Raw genomic sequence first — 22,264 nt, forward strand, 5'->3', positions numbered from 1 at the left:
GACCGGATCCGGGCCGGCTCGCTCATGTGTATTTCTTGTCGCGCTCCAACAGCTCGACGGAGATGCCCTGTGGGCCGCGGATGAAGCAGACGCGCACGCCGGGCCGTATCGTGGTCGGCTCCCGGGTGAACTCGACGCCCTTTGCCCTGATCTCGGCGGCCACTGCATCGATGTCCTTCACCGTCAATCCAATATGGTCGAGCCCCTCATGAGGGTGTGGCGGCGGCGGGTTGACGGCGTCACCGGACGTGACCTCCGCGATGAAGATGTTGGCGCCGCCGAGCTTCACGTCGATTCGTCCCGGCCCGCGCACGATCTCGCCGCCGAGCACATCGCGAAGCCAGGTTGCCGTTGCGTCCGGATCAGGGCTGCGCAGGTGGACGTGATCCCAGGTGACTTCAGGCATTCCAAATTCCTCCCCATACGTGAGCAGATGTCCGCGGACGCTTGCGTTGCTGGGTGATGTTACCTGCAGCGTTTCGTGATCGCCATCCCGCGATCGTGCCCGTGGTTTGTCGGAACATTTTCAGGTATTGTCGACTGTGTCAGGCTTTGTGATTGGAAGCCTTGATGGGGGCGTTAGCGAGCGAGCGTTTGCTCGCCGTAGCACGGCCGCATCGGTTTGTTACGCGTGGACGCATCAGTAGCGATTCGCGCGACATTCGGTGATGTGACGATGAGCGCAGGGCTGCACCGCATCGATCTTCCCGGGTTTACCAGGCTGGCATGCCAATGGTCGCCGAAGACGCTTTTTCACTTCAGACCGGGTCTCTTGCTGCTCGCCGCCACCTTGGCGGCTGGTGTCGCGATGTGGCTGGTGCTGCGGCCCCTCAAGGGTGAAATTGCCGCAAGCGAGCCGGCTCATTTCGGTGTGGCGGCGGTGCAGCGCCCTTCGGCCCACGAGGCGCCGCCGGCCGGCGCCGGCGGGGCGGCCGTGCAGCCGGACCCGGGGGCGATCGGAGGGTTAAGGATTTCCTCTCAATCCTGGCGGAGAGGGGATTCGGATCCAGAGCGCTGGTGACGTTTACGCTGCGCAACGACAATGACTACGCCGTTAAGGATGTCGAGATCTTCTGCTCCTTCAGCCGCAGGGATGGAACTCATCTGACCGACCGCAAGCGCGTGCTGCCCGACACGGTGAACATGAAGAGCCGGAAGACGTTTTCACGCGTCCATGTCGGTTTCGTCAACATCAACGCAAATCAGGCGAAATGTTCGCCGGTCGCTGCAAGGCGGCTCTAACAGATGCGTGCGATACTGCTCACTTCCGGCTGGTAGCGGAAAAGTTACCATCAACTCTCGATCACCAGGAAGTTGAGCTTCGCCGTTGAACCTGACGCACCGCGACAGGAACGAATCGCAAGATCGCCGGTTATTCTCCCGCTCGGCGGGTGGAGCGATGTCCCATGCCCCTCTTGCGGTACTTCGTTTTTGTCGGTGGAGCTCTGCTTGCACTGTTGCTTGTCGTGAGCGCCGCGTTTCCGACGGCGCCCGCCACCGACACCGTGGTCTCCAGCAGTGATTTGCCCTCCATCCGGATCCATTCGGAGCACAAATTGCCGGCGCGGGTCGTCCTCGACACGACGCAGCCAACCATCTCGCCGCCGTTAACGATCGCGGCTGAGACAGTCGCTCCCCTACGGCCGGGTCCGGCTGAGATGTCCGCCAAGGCACGCGTGCGAGAGAGCTTCGCCCAGTTCGTCCCGTCGCCGTCGAAGGCAGCAAGCGCTGCTTCGAACAGGGCGGAGATCAGGTCGCAGCAGGCGCCGAAACGGAAGGTCGCCAAGGCCCGTCCCGGACCGCCGATCATGCTGGTGGCCCAGCAGCCGCATTTCGGGCCCTTCTACACCTGGCGGTGAACGGCTGCGGCCGTCGCTGCCGCGGTTCTACCGCCAGTCAGAAGAACTTCTTCGGCATCTGAAGACTTGCGTGCTAAATATCTGAGTTTATTAGGAATAGCGTTATTTGGGCGGGCGCCAGGCATTTGGCGCTGGCGGTCTCCGAGGGATTCGAACCCCCAACCCTTGGAATCGAAATCCAATGCTCTATCCAGTTGAGCTAGGAGACCACTGGAACGACGATGATGCCTTCCGCTGCGGCAGTTAGCACAGACCTTCCGATCGCACCAGCGACGTAATCGGCACGAAGGTCCACCCGCTCGCGGAGCGTGGACGCAGAAATCAATGAGGCGGCTCGAGGCGCCAAAGTTCCACGGCGCTGCAACGCGAAGCGCAGGGGCCGGGGCTATTTGAACTGCTCGGCAATGTTCTGAACGATGGAAACATACCAAGCGGCGCCCAAGCCTATCCTCAGGCCGTTCTTGGGGTTCTTCACATCGAGCGAGCCTGAATGGACACCGAGCAAGTAGTATCGAACGGGCGTGATCTCGGTGCCTCCATCCTCCTGATTGACCCAAACGGCCTTCGGTTTTGCCACCACAGGGCTGCCGCTGATGCCGGGGTGCAGTTGAATGTCCGTAAGAAACAGCGGACCACCTTGGAACGGAATGCCGTAGGCGCTGGCGACCATGCCGCCTTTAAGGACCGGCAGATTGTTCTGATAGTCGGCCACGCCGAGTGGATATCCGATGCTGAAAATGTCCTCGCCAGGGAGCATTGCGTACCTGGAAGGCAGGAAGTCCTGCTTGCTCCAGGTCCTGATGACGAACTTCGAAGTAATCTGCTTTCGATCGAGCTTCAGGACGGCGACGTCCGCGTCGGGCGAGGCTGGATCGGTCTTCCAGGCTGGTGCGTTGCCGGAATCGTATAGCGCGATGTCGTAGTTCTCGTTCTTTGATGCATCCTTCGCATCGGTGTGAAGACGCAGGCGCAAGGTATCAGGCGCGACTTCGTCGCCTTTCACCACGTGCACGTTCGTGACAAAGAACAGCCGATCGCCGTCTTCATAGAAGAAGCCGCTCGCTGTCCCGACCGGATTTCCAGCCTGCAATTGAGTAACCAACGAGACGGTCAGAAGGATGTCGTGGATCGCCATGTAAATCACCAGCCCTCGATGCAAGCATCAGATGTTGCACAATTCTGGCCGGCTTGTGATCGATGAAGGCGGTCTGTTTAGCGGATAGGCATCCAATTACCTGTTCGCGCTTACCAGTGCGGCTTTGGTGGCTGCCTGCGGTAAGCGCGGGTGGCTGACGGCGTTTCGTTGAACGTGGCGCGGTACAGCGCGGCGAATTCGCCCATGTGATGGAAGCCATGAGCGCGGGCGCTGGCGGCAATCGTGGTCGCGCCCCCCTTCAAGAGATGCGCGCGAGTCGCCCAAAGCCGTTTAAGCCGTATGTACTGGTGCAGACTCATGCCCCGGACCTTTGTGATGGCGTTACCGAGTGTTCGCATCGAGACGCTGAGTTCGGTGGCCAGCTGCGCGGTATAGATAGGCAATGTCGGATGCGCGTCGATATAATCGTCGACCAACCGCACCAGCTGCGCGGATCGCCCGCCCGAGATCTCAGTGCGTCCTTCACGCCCCCCTCCAAGGCTAAACAGGTCGTCGATGGCCGACAGCAGGAGTTCCTGAAGGCCTTCCGCAACGCCGGCGACATCGAACACATGCGGCTCGGAAGAGGCCGCCTGCAAGATCGCGAAGACCGCGTCGCGCGCTTTGATGAGCGCGTTGCGATCGCACGGCAAGGCCTGCAATCGGTCTTCGACATCGAACCAGCCGCGATCTGCCAGCCCGGGATGAAAGATGATCATCGCGTGCAGGTTTGCCCGAGGCTCGATGAATCGACAGTCGTCGGTGCCCCGTACAGCGATGAGACAATGCGCATCGAGGGGCATGCCGTTGGCGGTGGCCTGCAGAGTCTCCTCAAGTGGCATGATCAAAAGCCCGCCCGGTGCAAAGTAGGTGGCATCAAGTATGCGTGCGAATGATCGATGCACAACGACACGGCACGATGGCAGGCGGATGACTGCTCGTGCGGTCGAGAAGTGGGCAGGGTCAAGTGCGATGCTGCGCGCGTCCTCGACCAGTTCGTACGGTCGAAACGCGTCGATGTCGGAAAAGCTCGTTATCTGCAGGACAGAAGACGGCGCAAGTCTCTTCAGCGGCATCTGCCACTCGAAAACATGATGACTACCATATCAATGGCCAAACACGCTGATTCCGTAAATGGGCTTTTTTCCTCTGGTCCAGCGGCAATAACGGCAAGAGCTCGTTCTTCTGGCCGAATTTCGAAGCCTCGTCTCGAAACGCCCCACCTCATAGCTGCGCCCGAGATCGCTGACACGTGGTGCGAGCGCAATCAGCAAGCTGCTGACACAATCGCGACCGCCCCGGGTGGTTTTCCGTGATGTCTCAGCGCTCGCGCGCTAGTGGTTTGCCCGTCGCAGTATCGATAAAATGGACTTTTGTGCAGGCCGGACACGCGAAGGCCTCGAAGCTTCGGCGTTCGCTCCGCTGTTGCTTTTCTAGATGAGTCTGCACATTCATGCCCGTGTCCGGGCATCGGAAGACTATGAAATCAGCCATATCCAAGGCTGGCCGGAGGAAACTCTCGTATCTTTGATTTAAATCAATTGGCCGACGTGATTTTGTGCATGCCGGCGCTCGCTCCAAGCGAGTGTAATCTATTCGCAAGCACTATAGCGGGAGTGTCGGCTCGTAATTGGGATTGTTTCGGCAGTGCGCGATGGACCAATGGAAAAGGGGCCCGACGCGACGAGTCCAATCCTGAGGTTCATGATCCTATCCTTCAACCACCGAAATAGATTTCGAGCAGGTTCTGCTCAATTGTGGCAGCTCAAAAAACGTATTTCTCATGAATGAATCCTTAGCCAACGTCTGGGGGAGAGGGGGCTTGCGATTCGCGGGCGTTCGATTCGCTGCACTGCGAAAAGGATGACGGTTTTGCTGGCTCGCTCGTGCCCTTGATCTCGCGCAATACGCGGCTCGTCTGGGACCTCTAGCTTGTAACAGTTGGGAGACGCGCTGCGCGGCTCCCCGAGAGGTAAGGGACCATGCGGAAGATTCCGGATCTATCGATCTCGCCGGAGAAGGTTTTCTTCGTCATCTCCAAATCACGGCAATCGGACAGCGAGGCCGCGGGAGGAGGGATAATTGGGGATTCGGGTGATGACGATATGAGCTACGGACGCGGCGGCCGTGGCGAAGATACCGATCGCTCCGAGCTCGCCGGCTTCATCCGCGATCTGAACGTGGACGAGCAGATCGATCTGGTCGCGCTGATGTGGCTCGGCCGCGGTGACGGCGATCTCAGTAATTGGCGCGAACTGCGCGCGCAGGCCGTTCAGGCCCACAACAAGCGCACCGCTTCCTACCTGATCGGCACGCCCATGCTGGCGGACTATCTAGAGGAAGCGATGTCCCAGTTCGGGAAGTCATTCGAAGAATTCGAAGAGCATCTCTGATCCCTCCGATTCCTGCCTCGTGTCCACGGGCGACGACTTGTCCGCGCCCGAACGCAATTCCCTGGAGTAAATGCAAATGAACAAGATGAAGCTCGACAAAGGTGACTGGCTCGTTGTCTGCGACGGCCGCAAGGCGCTCATCCTCGAGAACACCGGTGACCGGGTGTTTCCGAATCTCCACACCAAGGAGGTGCGCCAACATGAGGATTCCTCGACGAGATCTCAGGGAGGCGACGTTCCAGGCAAGGTCCAACACGCCACAGGAGCGCGGAGCGCAGTGGAGCAGACGGACTGGCATGATGAGTCCGAGCGGGCCTTCCTGAAGGCCCTGGCCGATCGTCTCGACACGGCGGTCACGTCGGGCGAGACCACGGCGGTTACGATGGTGGCGTCGCCGCGCGCGCTCGGCATGATTCGTGCGGACTATTCAGCTGCGGTGCGCAAGGCTCTGCAGGCGGAATTGGGCAAAGACCTCGTCAAGCTGCCGGTCTACGAGATCGAGAAACAGCTTCTGGCGTGAATCGATAGCGCGCAGGCGCCCGGCGCCCTGAGCATGATCGGGAAGTGCGGAGACGCGACAAACACGAAGCGTTTGCGGAGGTCATGCTCGAAGAAAAGCTGGAGCGCGAGATCTCGCGTTCTAGAAACAGGGGTGCCGACGCCCGTCCTGGCCGATATAGTTGGCCGCGCCCTGATAGCAGTGATTGGTCGAAGGCCCGTCGTAATAGGCAAAGGTGCCGGGTACGGCGCCTGGGCCGTAGTTGTGCAGATAGCTGATGCCATAGGGCAGCTGAATGGCGTGTGCGTTGTAATGGTGATGGCGGTGCCGGACTCGCGCCTCCGACAGGCTGGGGACAAGGCTGGCGGCCAGCAGGATGGCGGCGGCCCCAAACAGCTTGGACTTGCTCATCTCGATTCTCCGGAAAACCCGCTAACGGTTAGCTATCTTATCGTAATTTCGAGGCCTCGGGATACCGCCTCGGCCAGCTCAATGGAGCCCAGTTCGGGCGGAATGGCTTCGGGATCGGCCGATTCCGCCTCAATTCCTGCCAATTTTTGGCCTTTTCCAGATGCTTAACGAATTGCCAACACAGTACAGCCAGAGTCCCCCGGTCGGCTCGCTATCTGCTGCCGGTCCGTTCGTCACAAAAGGCTTGCCGCCAGCCCTTTATGCGCATCACCGCCCTCAGCCTGTTGTTGCTCCCGTTGATCGCCGCGGCGCCGGCGCGCGCCGATCTGCGCATCACGCGTGACCACGGCGGATATGTCGAGGAGTACAAGGCGAAGTACAAGCGCATTCGCGACAAGGGCGAACGCGTCATCATCGACGGCATCTGCAATTCCGCCTGCACGCTGGTGCTGGGCATGGTACCGATGAAGAAGATCTGCGTGACTCCGCGCGCCAGCCTCGGCTTCCACCAGGCCTATTACGACAAGGCTTTCACCTTCGGCATCAAGGTCACCAGCATGGAGGGCACCTCCGACCTGATGTCCTATTATCCGGATACGGTGAAGGACTGGATTCGCCGTAACGGGGGGCTGACCACCGAAATGAAGAAGATCAAAAACGGCATCGATCTCTGGAAGATCGTCGATCCCTGTCCGGACGAGTGGTAGCGGCGTTGCCGCTTGAACCTAAACTGATGTCAACGCTCCTGGCTGCGATAGGCCGACAGGGGAGCCGTTCGCCGGACCGAGGCCCCGTACCGGGCAGCATCTGCGGAGATTGACATTGCCGCCGCCCCCCGTCTGGGGCATGAGAGCGGTAAATGAATCACGACGTGAACACATTCGCCGCGCGCGCGGCGCCGGCGATTTTCGTCGTGCTGTGGAGTACCGGCTTTATCGGTACCAAGTATGTCATCAACAATGCCGACCCGCTGACCTATCTGGCCATCCGCATGGCCATCGTCGTCGTCTTGATGCTGATCATCGCAGGCATCACGCGGCCCAAATGGCCGGACCGGATCGGGATCGTTCATAGCGCAGCCGCCGGCATCCTGGTGCATGGGTTCTATCTCGGCGGAACCGCGCTCGCGATAGCGCACTCGGTTCCGGCCGGTCTTTCCGCGCTCATTCCGGGCCTGCAGCCGGTGCTGATCTCGACCCTGGCTAACCGCTGGCTCGGCGAACGCGTGACCTCGCTGCAATGGGCCGGATTGTTGCTCGGCCTGGCAGGGGTGGTTCTGATCCTGCACAACCGTCCGATGACAGGGGAGGCGGGCTGGGGCTGGCTGGCTTCAGGGGTATCGTTGATCAGCATCACCCTGGGCACGCTCTATCAGCGCCGCTTCTGCGTCCATATCGACTGGCGCGCCGGCAACGTCGTGCAATATGGGGCGGTCGCGATCTTGTTTGCGGTTGGCGCCTTCGTCTTCGAGGACAGGGTGGTGCACTGGACGCGGGAGTTCGTGCTGGCGCTGGCCTGGCTGGCGGTCGTGCTTTCGATCGGGTCGATCGGACTGTTGTACTGGCTGATCAGGCATTCGGCGACGACGTCAGTCGCCAGCCTGTTTTATCTCGTGCCGGCCGTTACCGCGGTGATGGCATTTGTGCTGTTTGGAGAGCGACTCGATGCGATCGCAGTCGCAGGCATGGCGATCTGCGCGGCCGCGGTGTTCCTCGTCAATCGGCGGCGCTAGCGCCCGGGCGCTTCGCGAGGGGGCGCCCGGCGAAATACGAACAGGCGGGTCGATCCGACGCAGGAGAGGGGCAGGAAGAGCAAGCCTCCAGACTGGTCATGCGGAGGCTTGCTGCCGATGTTGGATCAGCGCCTGGACTTCTTGGCCTTCTTTTTCTTCTTGGCGACTTTCTTGGTCGCTTTCTTGGCTGATTTCTTTGCCGCTTTCTTGGCTGATTTCTTGGTCGCCTTCTTGGCTGACTTCTTCGCCTTCTTGGCCTTCTTTGCTTTCTTGGCGGCCTTCTTCTTCGGCGGTGCTTTCTTCGCGACCTTCTTCTTGACCTTCCTCGCCTTCTTGACGGTTGGCTTTGCGACTTGGTTGGTCGCGTCGGCCGCGGTGGTTGTCAGCTCCGGCGTCTGTTCAATTACCGGCTTGTCGTCGTCCATATCGTCCCCCAGGGTTTTAACGCGGCGGTGACGATAGCGGGATTCCGACGCCTGTCAAAACGACCAGATCAATTTGCGCGGATTTTCGCATAAGCGGCGAGCGCGCGCTCGCGCCCTTTGACGTGATCGATGATGGGCGTGGGATAGGTGCTGCCGAGTTTGATGCCGGCGCTCGCCAGATCGAGCGGGCCTGCGCGCCAGGGTTGATGAATCAGATTTGCCGCCAATCGAGCGAGCTCCGGCACCCAGCGCCGGACATAGCTGCCCTCGGGATCGAACTTCTCCCCCTGAAGCACCGGGTTGAACACCCGGAAATAAGGTGCAGCGTCGGCGCCGCAGCCTGCGACCCATTGCCAATTGGCGGGATTGCTTCCCGCATCCGGATCGACCAGCGTGTCCCAGAACCAGCGCTCTCCCTCGCGCCAGTCGATCAGGAGGTGCTTGACCAGGAACGACGCCGCTACCATCCGCACCCGGTTGTGCATGACGCCGGTGTGCCAGAGCTCGCGCAAGCCGGCGTCGACGATCGGGTAGCCGGTCCGGCCGCGCTGCCAGGCACCGAGTGCCTCCGCATCGTGCTTCCAGGGGAAGGCATCAAACGAAGACTGCAGGTTTTTGGTTGCGAGCTCGGGTTCGTCGTGGAGGAGGTGGCGGCAGAATTCCCGCCAGCCCAGTTCGCTCAGGAACTTGTCGACGTCGGGGCCGAGGCCGGCGCGCTCGGCTGCCGCAAAGCGTGCGGCGTGCCAGACTTGGCGCGGGCTGATCTCGCCGAAGCGCAGGTGCGGCGACAGGCGTGAGGTGCCCGCCCGGTCGAGGCGGTCGCGCGCGGTGGCGTAGCCCTCTATTCCCTCTGCAAGGAACGCGCGCAGCCGGTCCGTGGCGGAAGGCTCACCGGGCTTCCAGTTCTCGCGCAGCCCGCGGGCCCAATCCGGGCTGGTCGGCTCGAGTTGGAAGCTTTCGACCGTCTCGCTGACGAGATCCGGTCCCGGGCGCAGCGCCTTGGGCGCGGGGAGGGGCTTGGGTGGATCGCCCAACGCGCGCAGGCGTCGCCAGAAGGGGGTGAATACCCGCAGGCCTCGGCCGTCCCTGGTGCGGATCGCCGATGGCGCGGCGAGGAGATCGCCCGGGAAGCTCTCCGCGCCGACGCCGATGTTGGCGAGCGCGGTTTCGAGCTGTCCGGCGATCGCCTCCTGCGCGGCCTGAGCGATCTCGTTCCAGTAAATGCCGTGCGCTGCGGTTTCGCGGGCGAGCTCGGGAATGATTCGCACCGCCGCTCCTCGGCGCAGTACCAGCGATGCGCCGATCGCACTGAGGCCCTCTCGAAGCGAACGCAGGGACTGCGCCAGCCACCAGCGCGCGGCCCCGCCTAACGGCCGCCCGGCCGCCTCATCGAGCACATAGAGGCAGATGACCGGACGCCCCGTGCCGGCCGCGGCATGCAGGGCAGGGTGATCCGAAAGGCGCAGATCATCGCGAAACCAGACGAGGATCGGCTGCGCGGCGGTCATGCTTTCCGATGTGCTTCCTCAACGGCGTGCGGGCAGCCTGGTTGGTTTCAGAGCGCCCGCCACGCATTTTGATGAGGCGAGGCCTCACTTCGGCTGCGGTACGATCCGCAGGTACGGCCTCGGCGCCTTCCAGCCCTGCGGGTAGATCGTCTTGGCCTCGTCATCGGAGACCGAGCCGGCGATGATGACGTCCTCGCCCTGCTTCCAGTCGGCGGGGGTGGCAACACGATGCTTGGCTGTCAGCTGCAGCGAGTCGATGACGCGGAGAATTTCCTGGAAGTTGCGCCCGGTGGTCATGGGATAGACCAGCATGAGCTTGATCTTCTTGTCCGGGCCGATGATGAAGACGTTGCGGACGGTCTGATTGTCGGCAGGCGTACGCTTGGACGGATCGCCGGAAGTAGCGGCCGGCAGCATGTCGTAGAGCTTGGATACGTTGTAGTCGGTGTCGCCGATGATCGGGTAGTTCGGTGCGGCGCCCTGCGTCTCCTTGATGTCCTCGGCCCACTTGGCGTGGTTGTCGACGGGATCGACCGAAAGGCCGATCAGCTTGACGCCGCGCCTGTCGAATTCCGGCTTGAGCTTGGCCAGCGCACCGAGCTCGGTGGTGCAGACCGGGGTGAAATCCTTGGGGTGCGAGAACAGCAGCGCCCAGCTATTTCCGATCCAGTCGTGGAATTTGATTTTGCCTTCGGTGGTTTGGGCCTCGAAATCGGGGGCCACAGCGCCAATCTGGAGTGCCATGTTTCGACCTCATCTTCTTCAAGTGAAGGGTGAATTTGTTCTACCAAATATAGAGGATCGCCCGTTTTGAGTGAACGGGGCCGGCCAACAAGAGTAGATCATTCTATCTTTCCGCGGTGTCACGAAATCCTGATTTCGGCGCGCGCCCCTGCGGCGAAATGACTCCATCGACGCACAACAGTGCGGCTTGCCCAGATGTTGCCGTTTATCGCCGCCATGACGCGCGGCCCGAAGTCGCTGGATGGAACCGTGACGGACCGCACAGCGACCAATTGGCAACCAATCTAGAAAAGTCGCGATCCGCATAGCCAATCCTTAACCACACGTTTACGCCCGCATGAAATTGCTGGCCGAGAACAAGAAGCAAGAAGTTTGAGAAGTGAAAATGTCTGCCTCAGCGTCCAATTCCGTCGATCCGCCCGAACTGCTCGAGCCTTCCAGTTGCGACACCGCAGCGCACGCGCTCTCGATCGTGCGCGACAGCGTCATCACGGGCGAAGGTCCCACCACGAAGGGCAGGGTGCATTTCTCCCGGTCGCTCGACGCGATCGATGCCGCCTGGTGCGCGCGCATTCTCACCGCTTCGGCGCTTGAACAATTGCCGGTGAGCCGCGAAGAGGCGGAAGCGCTGTTCGAGATCAACGAGGCCGCCACCGAACGCAGCGATGGCGGGCATTTCGACGACCTGCTCGCCAAGGCGATTGCGCACCATGCGGCGGCGGAGTCCGGTCTGCCGGTGCCGCCGCGCTCGGTCGCGCTGGCGCCCCACACCGACATCGAGAGCTGGGCGCCCGGCTACACCAGCAAGGTCGACGCCAAGGTGCTGGAATGGGTCGCCGGAAAGATGCGCGGCAAGCAGCTCAATAACCGCCGGCTTACGGCGATGGTAGCGACGTTCCTGGGCGTCACGGCGCTGCCGCTGGCGCAGCAACTCCCGGCCGTGTTCGACATCGGCATGTGACATCCGGCGTGATCCTTCTTTGACGATGGGCGTTGCGAGCGAAAGCGAAGCAATCCAATCCAGAGTATCTCCGCGGAGAGAGTCTGGATTGCTCCGTCGCTGTCGCTCCTCGCAATGACGCACGAGACATAGGTCCACGTTCTCGCGGCGCGATGCGCCCGAGGTTTGCTGTCGTTCTTCGCCCTCTTGAGAACCGAGGGCGCAGGGAAGGCCGGGTGCCGGCTGGCACCCGCGGTCCGTGCGCAGAACGCACACGGGCTGGACCACAGGGCAGCCGAGACATCCCGGCCTTCCCTGCGCGGATGGTTTCAACGACTTATGTCGTGATCTCCCCGGTGAGACGAGCTCTATTGCCACCGTCGCCGCGCGGATTTCTTCCGGCGCCTCTCCCCGGTCGGGGTGAAACGCCTCCGCGCCGCTTGACGCCAGCTTCGGGCGCCAGGACCACACGATTTGGCCGTCCGCGGACGTCCTCGCCCGGCTTTCGACGGCTGGCGTGTGCTCACCCTCGAAGCCAAGCGAAGACGCTCTTCAGCGCCGTTCGTCCGCGCGCCGGCAGATCGCTCACAAGCCTTACTGGCCAGCCCTGCGATCGCCATCCACGCCCGACGCTGCCGCGTCCACCGCATCCCAAACCCGCGATCCGTGACGACGTACGACCGCCCCTCGTGCCGGGTGAGATAGGTCGCGTATACGCCAATTCCGAATTCGGTAAAAGCGAAATATTTTTGCCGCGAGGGCTTGACGGGTTTTCAGCTGATTTGCCCGCCGGGCCAGATCGCTCCGTTCGACTCCCGCCGTGCGAAGCTGACAACCGCCAATTTGCTGAGCTCGCCAATGGGCCACAAACGGACTGACTCTAACCTGGCTGATGGAGCGAATGCTCGAGGAAGAAGCGCAGCATTTCCCTCGTTGCATCCGGTCCTCGCGGATCAGTGTAGGAGCCCGCAGGGCTGCCTCCCGACCATGCGTGTCCAGCTCCGTGGATGTTCCAGTGCTCAAGGATTCCGCGGCCGCTCGCGTCGGTATGGATAGTGCGGGTATAGGCATGTCCTCCAGGTACCTGCCCGCGATGCACCTTCCTTGTTGTGCTCGTCGTTTTCATGAACTGATCAAGAATCTGATCGGCGTTGTTCGGATGCACCGTCACGTCGCGATCGCCGTGAAAAACGATGGCCGGGACAGGTGGCCCGTCGCCTGAAACTGCCCTGCCATCGGACCCGCCACCACCTTGTCGCATGGCGACAAACGCGGAGGGAAGGTCAATCGCGGCCCCACAGGCGAGGCCGGAATGTACGCCGATTGCCGCGTACAGATCATTGTACGTTGCCCCCATGACAGCAGCCGCCGCCGCTCCGGCCGATAGTCCACCAACATAGACTCGCTTTGGATCAACTGAATAGTCGCGCATGATTTGGCGAGTGAGTCCCGCGATAAGCGAAGGTTCACCTCTGCCCCGCTCCTGGTCGGCTGCGCGAAACCAGTTCCAGCATTTCGCCTGGTTTGCCTGGCTGTGCTGTGCCGGATAGGCAACAAAGCAGGTGTGCTCTTCTGCAATGAAGTTCATCCTCGTGCCGGCGGCGAAATCTTCCGGGGACTGGGTGCAGCCGTGCAGCATCACGACCAAAGGAAGCGGTTGGCCCTGATAGCGGCTGGGGATGAAGAGCCGGTAGGCACGCGTCCCCGCCGGATTGCTGTGGGTACCTTCGATGAATCTTGCGCCCTCCGGCACCACGTCCGGAGTAGACGGCCGGGCGCGCTTGCTCACACCTTTCAGTCCTAACCCAGAGCGCTCCTTGGTGCGATCGAGCAAGTCGCGGAACATACGCCGTGGTGCCGACGTCGCCCGCGCCAGGTGCGGATCATCCGTCTCCCGGATAGTATTGGCCTTCGCGTCAATGATTGGCGGCTCTCGTCCGATACGACCGGTCCGCGATACCGCATCCGGCGCGCACTCACTGCGAAACATGCGCTGAAGGAGCGCGGTGGCCTCGACGAGTTGGCCCGCGCGCGTCAGGCGTGTGGCTTCGCGCATTACGTCCTGGTTCAGCATGTCGTTTGTCTCCACAACTTTCGTTTGCTTTGAAACTCCGGGATTTCGTCGTGATCCAATTCCGGTTCGCCCCTCACCGTGTCCTGTCGGCTAGTGCAGCCTTGACGGCGGGACTCGCATGCAAAGCCCCCAGCACGCTGACAGAGGCAATTGTGGCCCTTGCAAGCTCGGGCGTGACGTCTTGGGCGATAGTGGCAAGGCCCAGAACATTGATGTGCAGCATCTCACCCGCGCGCCGCGCCGCTTCCAGCTCCTCGCGGCTGAAGTTCCGCAGGCCGAGATCCAGACCCTTTCGGGCCGTGGAGCGCTTGAGCACGTCTGCGTGACGTTCGAGCTGGTTGCGGATTGCCGTTCGAATGAAATCGGTGCGGTTCGAGTAGAATCCTTCCTGCACCATCAGGTCGACGTGACCGAGATCGACATAGCCAAGATTGATTGTGATTTTTTCGGTGTCAGTGGGCTTTGGTCGGAGCTCGCGCACATTGTCAGACATGATCTTCTGCCATCCGGGTACCATCTGCTTGGATGGCATATGGATGGTCGCCGGCGCGTGTCAAGTATGGGTTCGCATGAAAAGTGATTCGGATCGGTTGGGTCAGAAGCGCTGGCGTACAGAGACGCCGTTGCTGTGGGTCCGGCCGGGCTTCCGATGCGGGCCGACGGGGCGCGTTGGGTCGGAATTTTGCATCACTTCCACACCCTCATCGAGAATGCTCGCAGAGGACCTTAGGGCGGTTGCGAGGGCGCGATGGCGCGATGGCGCGATGGAATACCTCTGCCATGCAGGCGATAAGCGCTTGGGGCAAGCAGTCGACGATCACGATGGAAAACGGCGGTCCGGCGCCGGTGCTCTTGCAAGACATTGTGATGGATTGCCATGTCTGTGCGGCGGTACAACTGAATCGCTCCTCGAAGGAGGGAGCCGAACATGACGGGTGACGCGCATCGCTTGCATCGAAGATCGGTTCTCGGCCTTGTCGTGGCGCTCGCCCTGGGACAGGCGAGCCGGCCAATCCTGGCCGCCGAACCGGTGATCAAGGTTCACAAGGATCCGAACTGCGGCTGCTGCACCGGTTGGGTACAGCATCTGCGGGACGCTGGATTTGCGGTTGAAGTCGAAGAAACCTCTGATCTCGAACAGGTGCGATCCCGTCTCGGCGTTCCGCCGGAACTTGCGGCATGTCACACGGCGGAGATGCACGGCTACCTGATCGAGGGGCATGTCCCAGCACTGGCCGTGCGGCGCCTGCTGGCCGAGCGGCCCAACGCAAGAGGCATCGCCGTGCCGGGCATGCCGGTCGGGTCGCCGGGCATGGAAGGCGAGCCCGCACAGCCGTACACGGTCATCCTGTTTGGAGCGGATGGGCAGCGGCCATTCATGCGCTTTGTCCGCGAGCAGGCGATCGGCTGATCGGGGCCCGCGCAGGCGAGCGGCGAAAAGGCCGGGTCGCAGAATGGGAATAGTGCGGTCACGCCGCGAGCGAGACGGTGTGGTCCACCTGCCGACGCGTCTGACGACCCAACAGGCTTCGGAGCCCGGGCCGATTGCTACAGATCGGCAAAACATTCGTGCGAGGGGTCGTCGAGACCATCGCACGAATATCCAAAGCGTTTAGTGAGACCTACTTCTTGTCGCCCATGTGGTGAGGCTCAGACTTCGGTCCGCCCGTATAGTGGTGGCCTCCTGACTTGCGTTTGGTAGCAACGCCAACCGTGTCCTTCTTGCCCATGTGGTGGATGGTCTCGGTCTTTGGTCCGCCTGAATAATGATGGCCGCTCTTTTCGGTCTTCGAACTGGTCTGTGCCATCGCAGGCAGCGAAACGAAGCTCGCGGCGAGGGCCGCGGCGAGGAGTTTCGTGGTAATCATGTGATTTCTCCTGTTGGCGAATCCTCGATAGGAGCGATCACGCCTTCATTGTCGCAACACAAAGAACTGTGATCCGTGCTCTAAGTTCACGGAGCGCAACAGGACTCTCGCCTGGATGAGCCTGTGAACCGCGACAAATCCGGAGATTTGCTTCGCCTTCATCTGATCTGCGGCTCGGATGTGCTGCGGTGCCGCGACAGTCTCCGGACTGCTGGGGAGCGGTGGCAAGCGCTTACGGAACTGTGAGAAGAATGAATGTTCCGCAATTCGGCGGGCAGGGTAGACTGGTTCTGTTCCGCCAACCTGATAGTAGAGAGCCAATGAAGCTTGTCGTCCTCTCGATCGCAATGCTCGTCCCGGCGTTCGCTTCCGCGCAGACGCCATATTCCGGCATGCAGTCCCGGCACATAAAGGCCCTGTCGGACCAGCAGATCTCCGACCTGCAGGCCGGACGTGGCATGGGGTTCGCGCTCGCCGCCGAACTCAATGGATATCCGGGACCATCACACGTACTGGAACTCGCCGACCGGTTGGGATTGAGCGCCGAGCAGCGGGGCAAGGTTCAGGAGATGTTTGCGGCGATGAAATCCGAGACGACTCCGATCGGTACCAGGCTGATCGACCAGGAGACCCACCTGGACCGGGAGTTCGCGAACCGCACCGTGAGTTTGGAGAGTCTCAAGCTGGCCATTTCCGCCATCTCGAAGACACTGGGCGAGCTTCGGGAGGCACACCTCAAATATCACCTGCTGACGTCTGCCATTCTCGACAAGGCCCAATTGGCGAATTACGCCGAGATGCGCGGTTACTCGAACGAGACGAAGGCGCAACAGCACCACAACAGATAGGAGATACGCTGCTTGAATAAGACAGGCCCTATGGTCATGGCGTCGATCGTTGCGATTCTGTCGAGCGCGCTTCCAGTCGTCGCTCACGAAGGCGGACGCCACGAATCGTATTCGGCAGGAGAGCCAGGCGATCCTTCCAAGCCGTCCCGCACCGTCGAGATCGAGATGAGCGAGATGACCTACGAACCGATCAGGATCGAGGTGAAGCGGGGCGAGCAGATCCGGTTCGTGCTGCGCAACGTCGGAATCGAAGACCACGAATTCCTCCTGGCCACCACAAAGGAAAACCTGAAGCACGCCGAGGTGATGAAGAAGCATCCGCACATGGAGCACGATGAGCCGAATGGGGTCCGGGTCGCCCCGAAGAAGACGGCCGAGATCCTTTGGAAGTTCACGAAGACGGGAACTTTCGAATATTCCTGCCTGATACCGGACCATCGGGAGTACGGCATGACCGGGCGCGTTAACGTCAAGTGAAGACAAAGAGCTAACATCTGATCGCACGCCGGCCGTGCCTATTTCCCATCTCTGCTCTTCACCGAGCACGGGGCCCATGTGCTGGGGTCTTCTCGTCTGGCTGCCCGTCCTCGCTTGTTCGCTGATGCACCTCTTCATGCACAGCGGGCTGGCAGAGGAGGCGGTCATCAAGCAGCAGGGTGCGTGACGCGCCCGCATTCTCGCCGCGCTCCCCCGAGCCGGGCAGGTGAAAACTGATCTGTCCCGGCGGGCATATCCTCGGGGACCGTTAGCCGCTCCGCTCCTTCGGGCTGCCTCGCAGCCCGAAGGTAATGAATTTGCGGAACGTCTCGACGGCCTCGCTCAGCGCCGAGGGACTGTCGGCGCTGCGGGAGACGTGCTGGGCGTAAACGTAGTCGCGCGCCGAGATCAGGAGATAGGCGAGGGTGTCGAGCTCCTTTTCTTCATAGCCGGGGAGTTCGCCTCGCGCGAAGCTTCTCTGCAGCGCCCGTCGATAGCGCGCCATGATGTTGTCGATGTGTTCGCGATAGCCCTTCGGCGCGGCGACTTCGGCTTCGTGCAGGAGGCGGAAGAACCAGGGGTGGGAGTTGGCGTATTCCAGGAAGCCGAGAAAGCCGCGGTATTCCATCTCGACGATGTCGGCCGACCCCTTGACGCGCTCGTGCAGGATATCGAGCACCTCGATGCCCTTCATCGGCAGCAACTGATCGAACAGTTCGGCGCGGCTGTCGAAATAGGCGTAGAACGTGCCGTGGCCGAGCCCGGCGCGCTCCATGATGCGGGCGACCGAAGCCTCGGCATAGCCGTATTCGCCGATGATCTCCGCCGCGGCCTGGCAGATCAACTGGCGCGTGCGCTCGGATTTCTCGATCCGCGTCAGCTTGGGCTTTCGTGCGCGCAGCGAAGTCGGTTTGCGCGAGGCTGCGTCTGCGCCGGGCAACTTGCGGGGGCGCGGCTCTGCCGGCGTCGGCTTTCTCTGCATTTTTCGTCCGGTCGGCCGTTCGGTCTTCAAGGTTGGCTCCAGGAATGACGTCAAGAGTTGACGTCCCGGCATTGGGAAAGCGGGCAGGCTGGTAAAGCAAGACCGGCGCCGCTCAATCCACCGGGTTCTGGGAGGGACTTGAAAGAAATCTCTTGGCCCCGTCAAGAAAACCGACTAGTGAATCGACAATCGAAAATGCAGATCCGGTTCGTTTCCGGCATCTGCAGGCAGGGCGGCCAAACCGTCCGCTACCCAAGGAAACATCAGGAAACGGTGCCTTCAGGCCGAAGGCGCGGCGGCGGCCGCATGGCCTGTTCAGGTCCGGACAGGAGGGCGAGTTTGAAGCTCGGTGACTACGAAGCGATTGCCGTCACACGACGCGGTCGCGTGCTGACCCTGACCATGAACCGCCCCGAGCGGCTCAACGCCGTCGATGCCCAACTCCACACGGAGCTCTCGCGCATCTTCGTCGACGCGGCGAATGATCCCGACTCCGATGTCATCGTGCTGACCGGCGCCGGCCGCGCGTTCTGCGCCGGCGGCGACGTCGGCTGGATGCAGGATGCAATCGATAATCCCGATAGTTTCGAAGTGACGATGGCCGAAGCCAAGTCCATCATCTTCTCGCTGCTGGATTGTCCGAAGCCCACCATTTCCAGGATCAACGGACCCGCCGTCGGGCTCGGGGCGACGCTTGCCCTGTTCTGCGATATCAGCTTCGCGGCCGAGAACGCCTATCTGTCCGACCCGCATGTCTCGATCGGAATGGTCGCCGGCGACGGCGGCGCGGTGATCTGGCCGCAACTGATCGGCTTCGCCCGCGCCAAGGAATTCCTTTTCACGGGCGACCGCATCGATGCCAGGCGCGCCGCCGAGATCGGTTTGATCAATCGCGCGATACCGGCCGAGGAGTTGTCGGCAACTGTCGATGCCTTTGCCGATCGAATGGTCGCGGGCGCGACCAAGGCGATCCGGTTTACCAAGGTCACCGTCAATCTCGCGCTGAAGCAGCTTGCATCCAGCATCATGGATGCGGGCCTTGCCTATGAGGCGCTGACCAACGTCAGCCGCGATCATCAGCTTCTCGTCGAGCGCTTCCGCGCCAAGTCGCAAGGTCGCTGAAGAACGATGGGAGATCCGTTCGTCACGTTCGAGGGGCGGCGCGCGCTGGTCACCGGCGCGGCCGGCGGCATTGGCTACGCGATCGCGGAACGGCTGGTTGGCCTTGGCGCGCAGGTCGTGCTGGCCGACATTGCCGCGGAGCGCGTCGCGGCCGCAGCTGCGCGCCTCGGCAGCGGCGCGTTCGGACTGGTGGGCGATATTTCGGGCGAAGAGGGCGTCGCCGCTCTGGTCGACAAGGCCGTCGGCCTGCTTGGTGCGATCGACGTCGTGGTCAATAACGCCGGCATTCCGGAGCCGATCGCGCGCACGATCGACCAGCGGCTCGATGACTGGCAGCGCGTGATCGACATCAACCTGCGTGGGTCGTACCTGATGAGCCGCGACGTCGGTCGCCACATGCTCGCGCGCAAGGCCGGCGGCGCCATCGTCAATATCGCCTCGGTTGCGGGCATCGGAGCGATTCCGAGCTCGAACGCCTACGGCGTCTCCAAGTCGGCGATCATCCACCTGACCAAGAGCATGGCGTGCGAATGGGCGTCAGGCGGCATTCGCGTCAATTGCGTCGCGCCCGGATTCATCGACGCGCCGATGGCTCACGACATGTTTGCCGACGAGCGTGTGGACCGGACCAGGATCGAACAGCGCCTTCCGGCGCGGCGCCTCGGCAGAGCCGAGGAGGTCGCGAACACGGTGGCGTTCCTGGCGTCGGACGCCGCCTCCTATGTCACCGGCGTCGTGGTGGCCGTCGATGGCGGCTGGACGGCGTATGGCGGCGCTTGAGCCAAGGCAAGGAATACATGTCGAGCGAAACAGATCCTGGCCTCGAAGCCGAACTCAGCGCGGTGCGCGAGACGACGCGTCGTTTCATCGAGAAGGAAATCGCGCCGCATTATCGCGACTGGGAGCGTGCCGGCGCGGTCCCGCGCAACCTGTGGCGCAAGATGGGAGCGGCGGGCCTGCTCTGCACCTCGATGCCGGAGGTCTATGGCGGGATCGGCGCGAAGATCGAAACGTGCCTCGTCATCATCGAGGAGTTCGCCAAGGCGTTCGTGGCCCTGCCGGGCTTCTATACGCATTCGGAGATCATCGCGCCGTACATCCTGCATTACGGCAGCGAGGTCCAGAAGCAGAAATGGCTGCCGGGCTGCATCAGCGGGGACACCGTGCTTTCGGTTGCGATGACCGAGCCGGGCGCCGGCAGCGATCTGAGAGCGACGCGCACCACCGCTCGCCGCGACGGCGACGAATATGTGATCAGCGGGCAGAAGACCTTCATCTCGAACGGCCTGCATGCGGACCTGATCATCGTGTTTGCCAATGCCGACGACACCGAGCCGGGGCGCAAGTCGCTGTTCCTGGTAGAGGCCACTCGGGAGGGCTTCTCGCGCGGCCGCGTTCTGGAGAAGGTCGGGCAGAAGGCGCAGGACACCGTTGAACTGTTCTTCGACGAGGTGCGAATTCCGGCCGAGAACCTGCTCGGACGGCGGGGCGAGGGGCTGAAGTACCTGATGGCGCAGCTCCCGCGCGAGCGGCTGATGGTGGCGATGGGGGCGGTCGCGGGTGCCGGGGCGGCATTCACCGAGACGCTCGCCTATACGCGAACGCGCAATGCCTTCGGCCAGCCCATCGCAGACTTTCAGCACCTGCGCTTCAAGCTCGCCGAGATCAAGACCGAGATCACCGTCGGGCGCGCCTTTCTCGAGCGCTGCGTCGAGAAGTTCAACGCCGGGCAGCTCGGCGCCGACGAGGCGGCCATGTGCAAGTACTGGCTCACCGAACTCGAGGGCCGGGTGGTCGATCAATGCGTCCAGATGCACGGCGGCTACGGCTACATGCTTGATTATCCGGTAGCGCGCGCCTTCGCCGACGCGAGAGGCCAGCGCATCTATGCCGGAACCAACGAGATCATGAAGGAAATCATCGCACGCCACCTGTGAGGGGCGGGCGAGAGGGAAGGCTTTACAGTAACTATCTTGGAGGAATGCCGTGTCGAAATCCGCGCTGGTGTTGGCCGTAGCCGCTGTCCTGGCTCTCAGTCCTCAGGCGAAAGCCGAGGACATCGGTCCCGGGGTGACCGCAACATCGATCAAGCTGGGCAATACCGCCCCTTATAGTGGGCCCGCATCGGCCTACGGCACGATCGCAAAGTCCGCAATCGCCTATTTCGACATGGTCAATCAACAGGGCGGCATTCACGGCCGGAAGGTCGAGATCATCAGCCTCGATGACGCGTTCTCGCCTCCGAAGACCATCGAGCAGACGCGCAAGCTGGTGGAGAGCGAGGAAGTGCTTGCCATGTTCATGCCGATCGGCACGCCGACGTCTTCGGCGACGCAGGTCTATCTCAATGGCAAGAAAGTCCCGCAGCTGCTCATTTCGTCCGGGGCATCGAAGTGGAATCAGCCGAAGAAGTTTCCATATACCGTGGGCTGGAATGTCGACTATCCGACCGAGGGGCGCATCTACGCCAAATACATCATCGCCAACGTCAAGGATCCCAAGATCGCGATCCTTTATCAGAACGACGACTACGGCAAGGATATTCTCGCCGGATTGAAAGAGGGGCTGGGCGACAAGATTTCCCTGCTGGTGGACACTGCGAGCTACGAGCTGTCGGACCCGACCATCACCTCGCAGATGGCCAAGCTGAAGGCCAGCGGCGCCAATGTCTTCATCAGCGCCACGACCCCGAAATTTGCCGCGCAGTCGATTCAGATCGTGGATTCGCTGCAATGGAAGGCGCTGTTCATTCTGCCGAGCGTCTCGAGCTCGATCGATCCGGTGCTCAATGGAGCCGGGCTCGACAAGTCGGTCGGCATCATCTCGTGCTCCTACACCAAGCAGCCGAGCGATCCGCAGTGGAAGGACTCCGCCGACTTCAAGGCCTGGAACGCCTTCATGGACAAATACTATCCGTCGGGCTCGAAGAACGACTACCTCAACGCGTATGCCTATGGCATCGCGTACGGCATGCACAAGGCGCTGGAGAAGGCGGGTCCCAAGCTCAATCGCGAATCCCTGATGGCGGCAGTCGAGAGCATCCGCGATCTCGAGATTCCGATGCTGCTGCCGGGCGTCAAGGCTAGCATCTCGAAGGACGATCATGGCCCGCTCAAGGCGATGCAGATGATGCGTTTCAATGGCAAGAGCTGGGACATGATCGGCGACTTGATCGTCGGGCGTTGAGCAGCATCAATAAGGAGCCGGCCGGCGGCCTCGCCGGCCGGGCCAACGGAGCAGCTTGAAG

26 protein-coding genes, 1 tRNA gene and 1 pseudogene are annotated in these 22,264 nt (G+C 61.8%); 16 read left to right on the forward strand and 12 right to left on the reverse strand.

Annotation, left to right across the window (positions count from 1 at the left end; all coding sequences use genetic code 11):
* Nucleotides 1-22 precede the first annotated feature (22 nt).
* The gene (locus HY852_RS14530; RefSeq protein WP_291605460.1) at nucleotides 23-406 is read right to left on the reverse strand and encodes a VOC family protein; all 384 of its coding nucleotides are present in this window, start codon (nucleotides 404-406) and stop codon (nucleotides 23-25) included.
* 270 nt (nucleotides 407-676) lie between these two features.
* Here HY852_RS14530 and HY852_RS27925 point away from each other — a divergent pair, with 270 nt between their 5' ends.
* From HY852_RS27925 to HY852_RS14540, 3 genes are all read left to right on the forward strand, one after another.
* Nucleotides 677-1,021 carry a hypothetical protein gene (locus HY852_RS27925; protein WP_367116363.1) on the forward strand — a complete coding sequence of 115 codons (345 nt, stop codon included), beginning with the start codon at nucleotides 677-679 and terminating at the stop codon, nucleotides 1,019-1,021.
* Nucleotides 1,018-1,242 carry a hypothetical protein gene (locus tag HY852_RS27930; protein ID WP_367116364.1) on the forward strand — a complete coding sequence of 75 codons (225 nt, stop codon included), beginning with the start codon at nucleotides 1,018-1,020 and terminating at the stop codon, nucleotides 1,240-1,242. The genes HY852_RS27925 and HY852_RS27930 overlap by 4 nt, the downstream gene beginning before the upstream one ends.
* A gap of 164 nt (nucleotides 1,243-1,406) precedes the next feature.
* Nucleotides 1,407-1,859, forward strand: a complete 453-nt coding sequence (locus tag HY852_RS14540) for a hypothetical protein (RefSeq protein WP_291605461.1) — start codon at nucleotides 1,407-1,409, stop codon at nucleotides 1,857-1,859.
* A gap of 132 nt (nucleotides 1,860-1,991) precedes the next feature.
* Here the strand turns inward: HY852_RS14540 and HY852_RS14545 are convergent.
* The 3 genes from HY852_RS14545 to HY852_RS14555 all read right to left on the reverse strand — a co-directional run bounded on the left by HY852_RS14545 (nucleotide 1,992) and on the right by HY852_RS14555 (nucleotide 4,070).
* Nucleotides 1,992-2,068 (reverse strand) — tRNA-Arg (locus HY852_RS14545).
* A 176-nt stretch (nucleotides 2,069-2,244) separates the two neighbouring features.
* Nucleotides 2,245-2,994 carry a serine protease gene (locus HY852_RS14550; protein ID WP_291605462.1) on the reverse strand — a complete coding sequence of 250 codons (750 nt, stop codon included), beginning with the start codon at nucleotides 2,992-2,994 and terminating at the stop codon, nucleotides 2,245-2,247.
* 110 nt (nucleotides 2,995-3,104) lie between these two features.
* A complete protein-coding gene (locus tag HY852_RS14555) occupies nucleotides 3,105-4,070 on the reverse strand; it encodes an AraC family transcriptional regulator (RefSeq protein ID WP_291605463.1) in 966 nt (321 codons plus the stop codon).
* Nucleotides 4,071-4,976: 906 nt separating this feature from the next.
* Here HY852_RS14555 and HY852_RS14560 point away from each other — a divergent pair.
* Entirely contained in the window at nucleotides 4,977-5,387 is a 411-nt protein-coding gene (locus HY852_RS14560) for a DUF3775 domain-containing protein (protein WP_291605464.1), read from the forward strand.
* A gap of 76 nt (nucleotides 5,388-5,463) precedes the next feature.
* The gene (locus HY852_RS14565) at nucleotides 5,464-5,907 is read left to right on the forward strand and encodes a host attachment protein (protein WP_291605465.1); all 444 of its coding nucleotides are present in this window, start codon (nucleotides 5,464-5,466) and stop codon (nucleotides 5,905-5,907) included.
* Between the two features lie 120 nt (nucleotides 5,908-6,027).
* Here the strand turns inward: HY852_RS14565 and HY852_RS14570 are convergent, their stop codons facing one another.
* Nucleotides 6,028-6,297 carry a hypothetical protein gene (locus HY852_RS14570; protein ID WP_291605466.1) on the reverse strand — a complete coding sequence of 90 codons (270 nt, stop codon included), beginning with the start codon at nucleotides 6,295-6,297 and terminating at the stop codon, nucleotides 6,028-6,030.
* 260 nt (nucleotides 6,298-6,557) lie between these two features.
* On the opposite strand from HY852_RS14570, the gene HY852_RS14575 reads away from it, so the two are divergent.
* A complete protein-coding gene (locus HY852_RS14575) occupies nucleotides 6,558-7,004 on the forward strand; it encodes a hypothetical protein (protein WP_291605467.1) in 447 nt (148 codons plus the stop codon).
* 152 nt (nucleotides 7,005-7,156) lie between these two features.
* On the forward strand, nucleotides 7,157-8,029 hold the full coding sequence (locus HY852_RS14580) for a DMT family transporter (protein ID WP_291605468.1): 873 nt from the start codon (nucleotides 7,157-7,159) through the stop codon (nucleotides 8,027-8,029).
* Between the two features lie 125 nt (nucleotides 8,030-8,154).
* Here HY852_RS14580 and HY852_RS14585 read toward each other — a convergent pair whose 3' ends face one another.
* From HY852_RS14585 to HY852_RS14595, 3 genes are all read right to left on the reverse strand, one after another.
* A complete protein-coding gene (locus HY852_RS14585) occupies nucleotides 8,155-8,454 on the reverse strand; it encodes a histone (protein WP_291605469.1) in 300 nt (99 codons plus the stop codon).
* 68 nt (nucleotides 8,455-8,522) lie between these two features.
* Nucleotides 8,523-9,962, reverse strand: coding sequence for a deoxyribodipyrimidine photo-lyase (locus tag HY852_RS14590; RefSeq protein ID WP_291605470.1), 1,440 nt, complete (start codon nucleotides 9,960-9,962; stop codon nucleotides 8,523-8,525).
* A gap of 84 nt (nucleotides 9,963-10,046) precedes the next feature.
* Entirely contained in the window at nucleotides 10,047-10,706 is a 660-nt protein-coding gene (locus HY852_RS14595; protein ID WP_291605471.1) for a peroxiredoxin, read from the reverse strand.
* A 385-nt stretch (nucleotides 10,707-11,091) separates the two neighbouring features.
* On the opposite strand from HY852_RS14595, the gene HY852_RS14600 reads away from it, so the two are divergent.
* Nucleotides 11,092-11,667 (forward strand): hypothetical protein, encoded by a 576-nt coding sequence (locus HY852_RS14600; RefSeq protein ID WP_291605472.1) that lies wholly within the window; start codon nucleotides 11,092-11,094, stop codon nucleotides 11,665-11,667.
* 859 nt (nucleotides 11,668-12,526) lie between these two features.
* Here HY852_RS14600 and HY852_RS14605 read toward each other — a convergent pair.
* Nucleotides 12,527-13,720 (reverse strand): PHB depolymerase family esterase, encoded by a 1,194-nt coding sequence (locus HY852_RS14605; protein ID WP_291605473.1) that lies wholly within the window; start codon nucleotides 13,718-13,720, stop codon nucleotides 12,527-12,529.
* Between the two features lie 73 nt (nucleotides 13,721-13,793).
* On the reverse strand, nucleotides 13,794-14,213 hold the full coding sequence (locus HY852_RS14610) for a CopG family transcriptional regulator (RefSeq protein ID WP_291605489.1): 420 nt from the start codon (nucleotides 14,211-14,213) through the stop codon (nucleotides 13,794-13,796).
* 435 nt (nucleotides 14,214-14,648) lie between these two features.
* On the opposite strand from HY852_RS14610, the gene HY852_RS14615 reads away from it, so the two are divergent.
* Nucleotides 14,649-15,131 (forward strand): DUF411 domain-containing protein, encoded by a 483-nt coding sequence (locus HY852_RS14615; RefSeq protein ID WP_291605474.1) that lies wholly within the window; start codon nucleotides 14,649-14,651, stop codon nucleotides 15,129-15,131.
* Nucleotides 15,132-15,342: 211 nt separating this feature from the next.
* On the opposite strand, the gene HY852_RS14620 is transcribed toward HY852_RS14615, so the two are convergent.
* Complete coding sequence (locus HY852_RS14620) at nucleotides 15,343-15,588, reverse strand: hypothetical protein (protein ID WP_291605475.1); 246 nt, start codon at nucleotides 15,586-15,588, stop codon at nucleotides 15,343-15,345.
* 320 nt (nucleotides 15,589-15,908) lie between these two features.
* Here HY852_RS14620 and HY852_RS14625 point away from each other — a divergent pair, with 320 nt between their 5' ends.
* The 3 genes and pseudogenes from HY852_RS14625 to HY852_RS14635 all read left to right on the forward strand — a co-directional run.
* Complete coding sequence (locus tag HY852_RS14625) at nucleotides 15,909-16,436, forward strand: hypothetical protein (protein ID WP_291605476.1); 528 nt, start codon at nucleotides 15,909-15,911, stop codon at nucleotides 16,434-16,436.
* 30 nt (nucleotides 16,437-16,466) lie between these two features.
* Entirely contained in the window at nucleotides 16,467-16,913 is a 447-nt protein-coding gene (locus tag HY852_RS14630; RefSeq protein WP_291605490.1) for a cupredoxin family protein, read from the forward strand.
* 48 nt (nucleotides 16,914-16,961) lie between these two features.
* Nucleotides 16,962-17,100, forward strand: a pseudogene (locus HY852_RS14635) (DUF2933 domain-containing protein); the annotation flags it as partial.
* Nucleotides 17,101-17,181: 81 nt separating this feature from the next.
* On the opposite strand, the gene HY852_RS14640 reads toward HY852_RS14635, so the two are convergent.
* Nucleotides 17,182-17,925, reverse strand: coding sequence for a TetR/AcrR family transcriptional regulator (locus HY852_RS14640; RefSeq protein ID WP_291605477.1), 744 nt, complete (start codon nucleotides 17,923-17,925; stop codon nucleotides 17,182-17,184).
* 309 nt (nucleotides 17,926-18,234) lie between these two features.
* Here HY852_RS14640 and HY852_RS14645 point away from each other — a divergent pair, with 309 nt between their 5' ends.
* Genes HY852_RS14645 through HY852_RS14660 form a run of 4 tightly spaced genes read left to right on the forward strand, consistent with a single transcriptional unit; the run spans nucleotide 18,235 to nucleotide 22,203 of the window.
* Nucleotides 18,235-19,017 carry an enoyl-CoA hydratase/isomerase family protein gene (locus tag HY852_RS14645; RefSeq protein WP_291605478.1) on the forward strand — a complete coding sequence of 261 codons (783 nt, stop codon included), beginning with the start codon at nucleotides 18,235-18,237 and terminating at the stop codon, nucleotides 19,015-19,017.
* A 6-nt stretch (nucleotides 19,018-19,023) separates the two neighbouring features.
* Nucleotides 19,024-19,797 carry an SDR family NAD(P)-dependent oxidoreductase gene (locus HY852_RS14650; protein ID WP_291605479.1) on the forward strand — a complete coding sequence of 258 codons (774 nt, stop codon included), beginning with the start codon at nucleotides 19,024-19,026 and terminating at the stop codon, nucleotides 19,795-19,797.
* 17 nt (nucleotides 19,798-19,814) lie between these two features.
* Nucleotides 19,815-20,954: an acyl-CoA dehydrogenase family protein gene (locus tag HY852_RS14655; protein WP_291605480.1), complete on the forward strand. Its 1,140-nt coding sequence runs from the start codon at nucleotides 19,815-19,817 to the stop codon at nucleotides 20,952-20,954.
* 49 nt (nucleotides 20,955-21,003) lie between these two features.
* Entirely contained in the window at nucleotides 21,004-22,203 is a 1,200-nt protein-coding gene (locus tag HY852_RS14660; RefSeq protein WP_291605481.1) for an ABC transporter substrate-binding protein, read from the forward strand.
* Nucleotides 22,204-22,264 lie beyond the last annotated feature (61 nt).

The organism is Bradyrhizobium sp. (assembly GCF_016213215.1).
Taxonomy (GTDB): Bacteria; Pseudomonadota; Alphaproteobacteria; order Rhizobiales; family Xanthobacteraceae; genus Bradyrhizobium.